9 protein-coding genes are annotated in these 11,881 nt (G+C 61.2%); 4 read left to right on the forward strand and 5 right to left on the reverse strand.

The window, feature by feature from the left end; all coding sequences use genetic code 11:
* Positions 1-4: 4 nt before the first annotated feature.
* From AB8A23_RS23535 to AB8A23_RS23545, 3 genes are all read right to left on the reverse strand, one after another.
* Positions 5-991, reverse strand: coding sequence for an FAD binding domain-containing protein (locus AB8A23_RS23535; RefSeq protein ID WP_439058073.1), 987 nt, complete (start codon positions 989-991; stop codon positions 5-7).
* Positions 988-1,494, reverse strand: coding sequence for a (2Fe-2S)-binding protein (locus tag AB8A23_RS23540; RefSeq protein ID WP_439058072.1), 507 nt, complete (start codon positions 1,492-1,494; stop codon positions 988-990). Before AB8A23_RS23540 ends, AB8A23_RS23535 begins: the two co-directional genes overlap by 4 nt.
* 67 nt (positions 1,495-1,561) lie before the next feature.
* Entirely contained in the window at positions 1,562-2,164 is a 603-nt protein-coding gene (locus tag AB8A23_RS23545) for a MarR family winged helix-turn-helix transcriptional regulator (RefSeq protein ID WP_439058071.1), read from the reverse strand.
* Positions 2,165-2,194: 30 nt separating this feature from the next.
* Between AB8A23_RS23545 and AB8A23_RS23550 the strand changes: the two genes are divergently transcribed.
* The 4 genes from AB8A23_RS23550 (at position 2,195) to AB8A23_RS23565 (ending at position 8,080) form a co-directional block, all read left to right on the forward strand.
* Complete coding sequence (locus AB8A23_RS23550; protein ID WP_089267106.1) at positions 2,195-3,190, forward strand: NAD(P)H-dependent flavin oxidoreductase; 996 nt, start codon at positions 2,195-2,197, stop codon at positions 3,188-3,190.
* Between the two features lie 20 nt (positions 3,191-3,210).
* A complete protein-coding gene (locus AB8A23_RS23555) occupies positions 3,211-4,179 on the forward strand; it encodes a zinc-binding dehydrogenase (RefSeq protein WP_175367411.1) in 969 nt (322 codons plus the stop codon).
* 245 nt (positions 4,180-4,424) lie between these two features.
* A complete protein-coding gene (locus AB8A23_RS23560; protein WP_439058070.1) occupies positions 4,425-6,749 on the forward strand; it encodes a PAS domain-containing sensor histidine kinase in 2,325 nt (774 codons plus the stop codon).
* 362 nt (positions 6,750-7,111) lie between these two features.
* Positions 7,112-8,080 carry a Bug family tripartite tricarboxylate transporter substrate binding protein gene (locus AB8A23_RS23565; RefSeq protein ID WP_439058069.1) on the forward strand — a complete coding sequence of 323 codons (969 nt, stop codon included), beginning with the start codon at positions 7,112-7,114 and terminating at the stop codon, positions 8,078-8,080.
* A 124-nt stretch (positions 8,081-8,204) separates the two neighbouring features.
* Here AB8A23_RS23565 and AB8A23_RS23570 read toward each other — a convergent pair whose 3' ends face one another.
* Both AB8A23_RS23570 and AB8A23_RS23575 read right to left on the reverse strand, forming a co-directional pair.
* Positions 8,205-10,421, reverse strand: coding sequence for a TonB-dependent receptor (locus AB8A23_RS23570; RefSeq protein ID WP_439060467.1), 2,217 nt, complete (start codon positions 10,419-10,421; stop codon positions 8,205-8,207).
* Between the two features lie 322 nt (positions 10,422-10,743).
* Positions 10,744-11,754, reverse strand: coding sequence for a Vgb family protein (locus AB8A23_RS23575; protein ID WP_439058068.1), 1,011 nt, complete (start codon positions 11,752-11,754; stop codon positions 10,744-10,746).
* Positions 11,755-11,881 lie beyond the last annotated feature (127 nt).

Below are 11,881 nucleotides of genomic sequence, written 5' to 3' on the forward strand. Positions count from 1 at the left end.
TTGCTCATGCGCCTGCTCCTGTCAGATCGCCGAGAACGGCGGCCATGGTTCGCTTTGCGAGTTCGATCTTGAAAGCGTTGGCTTCGGTGGGTTTAGCCGCAGCGAGTTCGACATCAGCGGCGCGCAGAAAGTTCTCCCGGGTCGGCGCCTCGCCGCGCAGGACGTCTTCGGCCTGCACAGCGCGCCATGGCTTTGCGGCGACACCGCCCAGAGCAATCCGTACGTCCCTGATCCGGCCGTCGGCGACATCCAGCCCCGCGGCGACGGACACCAGCGCGAAAGCGTAGCTCGAGCGATCGCGGACCTTGCGATAGCGCGAATTGGCTGCGGCAGCGCTGGGGGATATCGCGATTGCGGTGATGAGCTCGCCTGGCCGCAAAACGGTCTCGATGTGCGGCGTCGTCCCCGGCAGTTGATGGAAATCCAGCAGCGGCACGCTGCGTGGTCCCATCGGACCGTCGAGATGCACAGTGGCATCCAGCGCCGCAAAGGCCACACTCATGTCCGACGGAAGCGTCGCGATACAATGCTCCGATGTGCCGAGGATCGCGTGATTACGGCTGAGGCCACCGATGGCATCGCAGCCCGCACCGGGATCGCGCTTGTTGCAGCGTGATCCTGCGGCGTCATAGAAATAGCTGCAACGCGTTCGCTGCAGCAAATTGCCGCCGACGGTGGCCATGTTGCGGATCTGTGCCGATGCACCGGCCAGCAGTGCGCGGGACAGCATCGGATACTGCGCGCGCACGACCTGATGCGCGGCCACCGCGCTGTTGCGAACGGCGGCGCCGATGATCAGGCCGCCTTCGGATGTCACATCGATAGTAGCAGGCAATCGGCTGACATCGACCAGCGCCGCGGGCGCTTCGATATTCTGCCGCATCAGATCGACGAGATTGGTGCCACCGCCGAGAAAGCGGCAGTGCCCGGCTGCGGCGAGCGACAGGGCTTCAGTCTGGTCGGCGGCGCGCCTATAATCGAACGGCGTCATGCGGTGTCTCCAACCAGCTGTTCTTCGATCGCTTCGACAATGCCGTGATGGGCGCCACAGCGGCACAGATTGCCGCTCATGCGCTCGCGGATTTCCTCGCGGGTGGTGCTGCCTTGCCCCGCAACGAGATCGGCGGTGACATAACTGGGATCGCCGCGGCGCATCTCGCCGAGCATCGCGACCGCCGAGCAGATCTGCCCGGGCGTGCAATAGCCGCACTGCAAGCCATCGTGCTCGATGAATGCGCGCTGCAGGGGATGCATGTCACCCTGCTTGCTCAGGCCTTCGATGGTGGTTACCGCGCTCCCGTCCGCCTGCACCGCAAGTGTCAGACAGGACAGCACCCGCTCACCATCGAGAATGACGGTGCAGGCGCCGCAGGCGCCCTGATTGCAGCCCAGCTTGGTGCCGGTCAGGCCGATCCGTTCACGCAGAAGGTCGAGCAGCGAAACCCGGGGATCGTCGGGCAACGAGTAGTCCGTACCATTGATGGCGATGGCCATGAGCGCCTCCGTCAGGAACCGGCTTACGGCCGGCGGCACGCCCAAGATAGTACGAATTTCGTAATGTTCAAGTTTCGTTGTCGGCGATTTTTTCCGTCAACCGAATCAATTCGTTACGCTCGATCGGGTCGAGTGACCGCAGCATCATCTGACAGGCCGCGCGATAGCCGGCGACCTGTTCTTCCACCACCTGCTTGCCCTTCTCGGTCGCGGTCAACGCCACGGACCGGCGATTGTCTTCGGGCCGGCGACGCTCGACCAGGGCCTTTTTGACGAGCCGGTCGATGGCAGAGGACATGGTGGTCATAGCGACATTGAGATAGCGGGCGACATCGCCTATCAGGCAGCCGGGATTGTCACCGACAAACACCAGCGTCTGCGCGTCGAGCGCATTGAGCGCGTTGTCGGCGGCAGCGGCTGCCTCCGCGACTTTGAATTTGCGCGTAAAACGTTCGAAGGCGCGCGTGAGTTGTTCGATCTGTTGCGGGGTCGGCTCGGTCATGCGCGGGAGAAAAGCATGTTCGCGCCGCGAGTTCCAGCGATCACGACGGCGCGCCTCACGCATCAGACCTGCATCGGCGGCGCATGGGGCCGTATCCCGTGGCGGTAGACATTGCTGCGCCCCAACGGCATCCTTCGCCCCGAACAAACAAGAACCATTCGGCGCCAAGCGCGTCTCCGGGGAAACAAGAGGACCATCATGATCAAGACGCGCTTCACCGAGCTCGTGGGTGTCGAACACCCGATCGTCCAGGGCGGCATGCAGTGGGTCGGCCGCGCCGAGCTCGTCGCCGCGGTGGCCAATGCCGGCGCGCTCGGCCTGATCACCGCACTGACCCAGCCGACGCCGGAAGACCTCACCAAGGAAATCGCGCGCTGCCGCGACATGACCGACAAGCCGTTCGGCGTGAACCTGACCATTCTGCCGACCATCAAGCCGCCACCCTATGCGGAATATCGCCAGGCCATCATCGAGGCCGGCATCAAGGTGGTCGAGACTGCCGGCAACAAGCCGCAGGAACACGTCACCGAATTCAAGAAGCACGGCATCAAGGTCATCCATAAATGCACCAGCGTGCGCCACGGCCTCTCCGCCGAGCGGATGGGCGTCGATGCGATCTCCATCGACGGCTTCGAATGCGCCGGCCATCCCGGTGAGGACGACACCCCCGGCCTGATCCTGATCCCGGCCGCGGCCGACAAGATCAAGATCCCGATGATCGCCTCGGGCGGCTTCGGTGACGGCCGCGGCCTTGTCGCCGCGCTGGCGCTTGGTGCCGAGGGCATCAACATGGGCACGCGCTTCATGTGCACCAAGGAAAGCCCGATCCATCAGCTGGTGAAGGAGCGCATCGTTGCCAATGACGAGCGCGAGACCGACCTGATCTTCCGCACCATGCGCAACACCTCGCGCGTCGCCAGGAACGCGGTAAGCAAACAGGTCGTCGCCATGGAGAAGGAAGGCGCCACTTTCGAGCAGATCAAGGAACTTGTCGCCGGCGCCCGCGGCAAGCTGGTCTACTCGCACGGCGATGCCGAAGACGGCATCTGGTCGGCCGGCCAGGTCCAGGGCCTGATCCACGACATTCCGAGCTGCCAGGAACTCGTGTCGCGCATCATGCATGATGCCGAGACGATTATCCGCGCACGCTTCGAAGCCATGCTTGATGGCAGCCAGCGCCAGGCCGCTGAATAGACGGAACGGAAAGCAGAGCCATGAAAGCTTATGTCTACGGCGCCAACGGCGCTGCGATCGGTGATGCCCCGAAACCCTCACCCACGGGCACGCAGGTGCTGGTCAAGGTGAAGGCCTGCGGCCTCAACCGCGCCGACCTCGGCATGACCAAAGGCCATGTCCACGGTGCTGCCGGCGGCGTCGGCACGGTGCTGGGAATGGAATGGGCGGGTGAGATCGCCGAACTCGGCCCGGAGGCCAAGGGCGTCAAGGTCGGGGATCGCGTGATGGGTTCCGGCGGTGCGGCCTTTGCCGAATTCGCAGTCACCGATCACGGCCGGCTGTTCCACATGCCAGCCAGCATGAGCTTCGAGGATGCCTGCACCCTGCCCGTCGCCATCACCACGATGCACAATGCGCTGGTGACGAATGGCGGACTGCAGCCCGGCCAATCCGTGCTGATCCAGGGCGCCAGCTCCGGCGTCGGCCTGATGGCGCTGCAGATCGCCAGACTCAAGGGCGCAAAGACGGTGATCGGCTCATCCACCGACCCTGCACGTCGCGCCCGGCTGAAGGACTTCGGCGCCGACCTCGCCATCGATTCGAAGGATGCCGGCTGGGTCGATCAGGTGCTCAAGGCCACGGACGGCGACGGCGTCGATCTGATCGTCGACCAGATCTCGGGCCCCGTCGCCAACCAGAACCTGAAAGCCACGAAGGTGATGGGACGCATCGTCAATGTCGGCCGCCTCGGCGGCACCCACGGCGATTTCAATTTCGATCTCCATGCCGCACGCCGCATCACCTATATCGGCGTGACCTTCCGCACGAGGTCACTGCAGGAGATTCGCGACATCTTCAGTGCGGTGCGTGCGGACATCTGGCCCGCTATCGAAGCCGGCCAACTGAAACTGCCGATCGACAAGGTCTACACATTCGACGACATCGGAACGGCGTTCGACCACATGGAAGCCAACAAGCATCTCGGCAAGATCGTGGTCACGTTGTAACGCGCGTTCTGCGAGTCTTCGATTTCAACGCCGCGCGTGATTCTCATGCGCGGCGTTCCTGTTTCGGACTCATGCAAGTACCGAACAGTGATGAAATTCTCCGGTGGATACGATTTATTTCACGTTAACGTTTCGTTGACTCTCGACAGCCCTGGCAAAGTGGATTCTTATTGGTCTTGCGATTCGAAGTGGCGGGGCAGTTGTTTCGAGCGACGCGGGCGAGATTCTTCCGAGGGGGCTTAGGTATGGCGCGTGCGCATGCGGACAACGCATGCGTCCAATCCGATTCGATCAAAGGATTGGCGCAGTCTATCGCGAAACCGGCCTATCACAGGCTGCTGATCGCAGAGCCGGCACTTCGCCGAGCCGTCCCTACACTCATCATCGCTTTTCTCATCACGATCTTCTTCGGCGCCTTCGTGCAGGTGGTCGATCAGAGCCGGCAGAAGCAGGCATCGATGAAGCGCGATCTCGCAGCGCTCGCCGATCTGCTCGCCGAGCGTCTAGAACGCAACGGCACCATCCGTCAGGATCGCTCTGCCGCCGTCGAGCGCCTGCAGAGCCTGCTGCCCAGTTTGATTCCATCCTGGGGGATCGCGGGGGGACGCCACGTCATCGTGCTGGGTGCCGATCAGAGCATTCTCGCGCGCGTGCCGATCGACCTGCCGCCTGGCGACGCCAATCGCATCCTCGACGTCCTCAGCGCAACGCAGACCATGGCTGCGCAGGGTCCACGCACTGACGTCGTCGATGTGAAGCTGCCCGACAACAGCCATGCATTGGCCACCCGTCGCATCGTCAAGGCGCTGCCGGGACAGGTGGTTGTCATTCAGGAGAACAACGAGCCGATCTGGCGCTCGGACTCCGCGCTGTCGATCACGCTCTCGGCCACCACCGGCTTCGTGGTACTGATCCTCGGCTTCGCCTTCCACTGGCAATCGACCCGTGCCCGCGAAGGCGATGCGATCAACGACGCCGTACGCGGCCGCATCGACACTGCCCTCAATCGCGGCCGCTGCGGATTGTGGGACTGGGATCTGTCGCGCGGTCGTATCTTCTGGTCGCAGTCGATGTTCACCATGCTGGGCCTCGACAGCCGCAGTGACCTGCTGACCTTCGGCGAAGTCAACGCGCTGGTACAATCCGACGACATCAACCTGTTCGAGATCGCCGATCAATTGATTTCGTTCAAGATCGATCACATCGACCAGACCTTCCGCATGCAGCACAGCAACGGCCACTGGATCTGGCTGCAATTGCGCTGCGAACTCGCGCAGGGCCAGAACGATGGCAGCCAGCACCTGATCGGCATCGCCATCGACGTCACCGAACAGAAGAGCCTCGCCGAGAAGACCGTCGAGGCCGACGTCCGGCTGCGCGACGCCATCGAGACCATTCCCGAAGCCTTCGTGCTGTGGGACGCGGAAGATCGCCTGGTGCTCTGCAACTCGCATTTCCAGCGCCTGCACAAGCTGCCGGACTCGGCAGTATCGCCCGGGACGTCCTACGAGACCGTGCTCGAAGTCGGCAGCATGCCCGAGGTCCGCTCGCGTCTCGCGGAATCCGGCGCTGCGGCGCCTGGCGCCCGTACCTTCGAAGCGCAGATCGAGGACGGCAGCTGGCTGCATATCAGCGAGCGCCGCACCAAGGACGGCGGCTACGTCTCCGTCGGCACCGACATTACCCGTATCAAGGAGCACGAGCACAAGCTGGTCGACAACGATCTGCGCCTTCGCGCCAGCGTCATCGATCTCAAGCACTCCCAGGCTGCGCTGGAGAAACAGGCGCTCGAACTCGCCGACCTGGCCCAGAAATATTCCGACGAGAAGAACCGCGCCGAAGAAGCGAACCAGACCAAGTCGAAATTCCTGGCCAATATGAGCCACGAACTACGCACGCCGCTGAATGCCATTATCGGCTTCTCGGAAATCATGGGCAGCGGCATGTTCGGCAATCTCGGCTCGGACAAATATGCCGAATACTGCCACGACATTCTCACCAGCGGTCACTATCTGCTCGAAGTCATCAATGACATTCTCGATATGTCGAAGATCGAGGCGGGTCGTATGCAGCTGGACCTCGAGCCGCTCGATCTCGGACAGACGCTGTCCGAAGCTCTGCGTGTCGTCTCCGGCCGCGCCGACGACAAGAATCTGACACTCAGTGCCGACATCGCGGCTGATGCACCGGTGGTGGCCGACCGCCGCGCCATCAAGCAGATCCTGGTCAATCTGCTCTCGAATGCCGTGAAGTTCACACCCGATGGCGGCCGTGTCACCGTGCGCAGCCGCGTGCTGCGCGACTCCGTCGCTCTGATGATCGCCGATAGTGGCATCGGCATCGCCCCGCAGTCGCTGAAGCGTCTGGGACGCCCGTTCGAGCAGGTCGAGAGCCAGCTCGCCAAGACCTATCACGGCTCGGGCCTCGGCCTCGCTATCGCCAAATCGCTGACCAACCTGCATGGCGGATCGATGAAGCTGCGCTCCAAGCTTGGCACCGGCACCGTGGTCTGCGTCACCATCCCGCTCCGCGGCAGACACAGGCCAGCGGAAATCTCCGAGGCCGCCTAGGCGTCGATGCTTACCGCTGACCCGGCCGAGCCAACGCCCATGGCATGATGCCCAAGCGTCAAATGGCCGCTTGGGAGGCCCCTGCCCATACCTATACTAAAGGTTGCAGGTCGCTATATTGGCGCGTCGGCACGGCCGGTCTGGACTGGGACCGCTGTTCTTTCCTGTGTGACCTGTCAATTTTCAAAGCGGCCATCTGCGAAGTATCTACCAACAAAACTCCAGCGGTTGCCGACTGAAGGGAGCTCCCGAACTCACGAACCACACTGCTCTTCAGCAGATGGATGAGCCGTCAAGACAAGAGCGACACGGAGATTGTCGCCTGTTCAATAAACAAAAGCATTCCAGTGGAGGAAACGACGATGAAACTGAGCCATCTCGCCGCGGCGGCATTCTGTCTGACAATGCCGGGCATGGCAGTCGCGCAAGACTATCCATCGAAATCCGTCACGGTGATCGTGCCTTTCACCGCCGGCGGAGCAAGCGATACGACAGCGCGCATGACCACGCAGAAGATGCAGGAAGGCTTCGGGCAGTCCTTCATCATCGAGAACAAACCCGGCGCCAACGGCTCCATCGGCGCGACACAACTCGCTCGCTCAAAGCCGGATGGCTACACACTGATGGTGGGCTCGATCGGGGTCATCGCGATCAATCCGGTGCTTTACAAGGACCCGGGCTATCACCCGCTCCAGAATTTCGATCTGCTCAGTGTCGCTGTGCGCAATCCCAACGTGCTGATCACGCGCCCCGATTTCCCGGCCAATACCGTCCAGGAACTCATCGACTATCTCAAGAAGAATCCGGACAAGGTCACGTTCGCCTCATCGGGCGTGGGCTCGTCCGACCATCTGACGGCGGTGCTGTTCTGGCAGAAGACGGCGACCACCGGTATCCATACGCCCTACAAGGGCGGCTCGCAGGCCCATACGGACCTGATGGGCGGACATGTCGACGTCTCCTTCCAGAATCTCGGCGCAGTCGCCAACTACATCCGAGGTGGCAAGATGAAAATTCTGGCCGTTACCAGTGACACGCGCTCCGATTCATTCCCGCAGACCCCAACGATGAAGGAAGTCGGCGTCGACGATCTCAATATCTATTCGTGGCAGGCCTTCGTCGCGCCCAAGGGTCTTCCGGCCGATGTGAAGACCAAGCTCGAGACATCGATCACCACCGCCCTCACCTCGCCCGATCTCAAGAAGCGGCTGACCGATAGCGGCTTCGAGGTCGTCGCCAATACGAGCGCGGAATTTCAGAGCTTCCTGGAAAAAGAACTCGCCCGCTGGAAGACAGTTGTCGAGATCGGCAAGGTCAAGCCGGAGCAGTAGGAACTGCGATACACGTCTCTCAAGCAGCGCAGAGTCTGGTTCAAGCGGATCAGTGTTCGAAGACAGTCCCGGGCGCGGCGCGTGTCATCAAAGTGCACCGCGTCCGGGACGCACTAAGCCAAGGCTAGAAGTTGAACGTCGTTGAGACGAGATAGGTGCGCGGCGCACCGAGGATCACGTATCCATCATTGGTCGCCGCCTGCCAGTAGTTGCTGTCGAGCAGATTGTCGACCGAGAACCTGATCACAACGGGCTTGCTGCTCCACGGTGAAGCGAACGTATAGCGAGCCCCCGCGTCATAGCGTGTCCAGCTCGCGCCAGAGACCTTGTTCGCTTGGTCCGAAAAATATCCGCCCGTATGGATCGCGCGGCCGGTCACCGTCAGCCCGCGCAGGAATGGTACGTCCCATTCGCCACCAAGATTAAACTGCGTGTCAGGAACGTTGAAGGTACGCAAACCATCATATGTCCCTCTCTCCGTCTTCTCCTGTCGTGCATCGAGGAACATGACACCACCGAGCAGGCGCAGTCCCTCGGTCACCTCGCCAAACGCATTGATTTCAACGCCGCGGTTACGGCTTTCGCCTCCCTGCGACACGGTATTGGTCGGACGATCAACAATCTGGAACGGGCGCATGATGTCGAAGGCGCTCACCGTGGTCGTGACCCGTCCCCAGTCGATCTTGACGCCCATCTCATGCTGCGTCGACCGGTATGGCGGCAGCACCTGTCCGGCATTGGCAAAACTCTCGCCGACAATCGAGCCTGTTTCCAGCGCCTCGATATAGTTGGCATAAACCGAGACGTTCTCCAGCGGCTTGATGACGAGCGCATAGGCTGGTGTCGTCGCCGATGCATCGTAACCGCCGGTCCTCGTTCCCGTGCCCATGGCGAACGATTCCGACTCCACATATTGGTGCCGGACACCGACGGTGAGCTGGATCCGGTTGTTCCAGATCGACATGGTATCGGCAACACCGAAACTGGACTGGTCCGTGCCGGAAGTTTTGCGAGGCGCGCCGACGTCCACGTTCGGGAAGGGACTTTGACGCGGATTGTACAGGTTCGACCTGAACAGCGCTCCGGAGACGTTGAGAATACCCGTCTCGGCTTCCGCTATCGCTACGTTGAAATTGACGGAGTGGTTGACCGGGCCGGTATCGACATTCGCGCGGAAGCCTGCCTGGGCCGCCGTCCGCTCGTGCTTCTGGTTGTTACGCCTCGGCGTCCCGTTGAAGTTGCCGTTCAGACTGTCCATCCGGATATCGGAATAAAGATATCGCGTGTTGCTCGTGCCGATGCCAGCCTGGGCATAGGCTGTGAGATTCTCGGTGATATCCACTTCACCCTGGACGAGTGCGTAACGCGACTCCGAATTCCAGAAGCCCCAGTTCGGCATGTAGTTCGCGCGAGCGTCCGGCGCTGCTGGTAGTACCGTGAGATTGCCGAGATCGACGAAGCGCGTCATCGCGGTGGCATTGTTGTTCTCGTAGCCGATATCGGCTGAGAGGCGCACCCGCTCGCCGCGATAGTCTAGCCCGACAAACGCATTGCCGACTTCCTGGTTCTGATTGGCAAGTTCCGTGGCACCGTCCTTGTAGCTGCCATTGAAGCGAACGCCGAATTCCTTGAACTCGCCGAATCTCTGGCCGACATCCAGTTGCGTGCCAAATTGCGACCGCGACGAATAGGTGTTCGTGATCTGCGCAAGCGGCACGTCGCCCGCCCGCTTGGTCACCAGATTGACGCTGCCGCCGACGCCGCCACCGCCGGGCGGCATGCCATTGAGCAGGGCTGACGGCCCCTTCAGAACTTCCACGCGCTCGATGGCTGACAGCGACGAGAGCGAGAACGCCGACGCGATACCGTAAAGTCCGTTCAGCCCGTAAGCCGTGCTGGACACGCTGAAGCCGCGAATATTCAATTGATCAAAACCGCTGAGACGCGGCACGGTGACACGCACCGACGGATCGTTCGCGAACACGTCGTCGAGCTTGCGCGCCTGCTGATCCTGAATCGTCTGCGCCGTATAGCTGGTCTGGTTGAACGGAGTATCGATAACGCCGCGATTGCCGAGCAAACCAACCTGGCTGCCGGATGCGACTTGGCCACCCGCATAAGCCGCCGGCAGCGAGCCGATCATGCCAGTCGGGGGCGTCGCGGGTGTGCGGCGCTCCACCGGCCGCGGCGTCGCCCGCGGCGTGACTGCGGCATTTCGGCGCGGCGCGACACGACGGACCGCACGCGGCGTTGGCGCATGTACTTCAACGGCGGGCAGCGCTTGCGAGGTCTGCGCAACAACCGTTGCGTCGGCATCAAGCAATAACGCGAATGCGCTCACAGCAGCCAAAAGGGTTTTCTTGTGAAGTGTAGTTCTGCGCGTCATTGAATCAGTCGCCCCAAAAAACTTCGTCGACTTCTGTCGACTAACTCAATGGGGCCTACAGGATGACATGGTGCGGTCACAATGCGGCGCGTCTAGATTCTATCTAATGCTTCACGCCGCTTCATACGCGGAATGCCGCATGCAACTCGCTACCGCGCGCATGCGATTTGACACAGACGATGAATTCTGCAGGACTTCATTTTACTCTGGAACCCTGCACATTATCAGCTTGGATAGCAGCGCGCTCGCGCTCCCTTGCGGCGCGCTATCACGATCATCACTGACGCTTTGCCGTGATGTCAACGTGTCCGACCTGATTGGCCTGAGACGTGAACCAGACCACGCCGTTCGGCCCTTTCGTCATGCCAAAGGGCTGTGCGTTCTCCGTCTTGAGATCGAAGAACGAAACTTCACCTGTCGGCGTGATGCGGCCGATCTTGTGAGATTTGAAAGCGGTGAACCAGACATTGCCATCGGCTCCCGCGGCTATACCAATGGGGCGCGTCTCTGCCGGCAATGGAAATTCCTTGATCTCCCCAGCCATGGAAATTCTGCCGATGTGATCGGAGCCATTCATCGAAAACCAGAGATGACCATCCGGCCCGACCGTAATGTCGCGCGGGCGCGACTTCGGATTGCCGAGCGGGAATTCAGCGATCTTTCCCGTCTTGACGTCGAGCCTTCCGATCTTCCCGGCACCGCTTTCCGTGAACCATAAATTCTGATCTGGACCTGTCACCACGCCATAGGCTTCGGCATTCTCGGTTGGGATTGCGAACTCGGAAAACTGACCGCTCAGCGTCACGCGGCCGATTTTGTTCGCCGCCATTTCCGCAAACCAGATCTGTCCGTCGGGACCGACCGTAATGCCGCGCGGCCATGATCCCGTGTTGAATTTCGTGGGTGTCGTCGCCTGTGAGGGGATCGCAAATGTCCCGTTGAATTCCCCTTTGGTTGAAATCCGGCGAATAGCGTTCTCTTCGCGTGACGTGAACCAGAGATTGCCGTCAGGGCCAGACGTGATCCCCTGAATAACTCCGACCTGATCGCCCGGAACGCGAAAGGAACTCATCTCACCGTTTGGCGTGACCCGAAAAATCTGGTGCTTGATGACTTCCGTCACCCACAAATTTCCATCCGGGCCGACAACGATCGCTTGCGGGCGCTGCCCCTCTCCGGGAAGTGACTTCTCGATCAGAGAGATTTCATCCGCCTTGGTCCCGTTCGGAGCAAATGCAGCGATCAAGGCAAGAGCAACAGTAGCGGCGCGGAAGCCTAGAACCTGCATGTCGACTCCATATCGGCGGTTTCATTTCAGTGTGCATGACGGCATCGCCGATGCTGCGACATTCGGGCGCAGGCAGCTGCAACATCTCAAGCCGCATGTCATCGGCAAACGAGATGCGGACCTACAG

The organism is Tardiphaga sp. 619_E2_N8_4 (assembly GCF_051810905.1).
GTDB lineage: Bacteria > Pseudomonadota > Alphaproteobacteria > Rhizobiales > Xanthobacteraceae > Tardiphaga > Tardiphaga robiniae.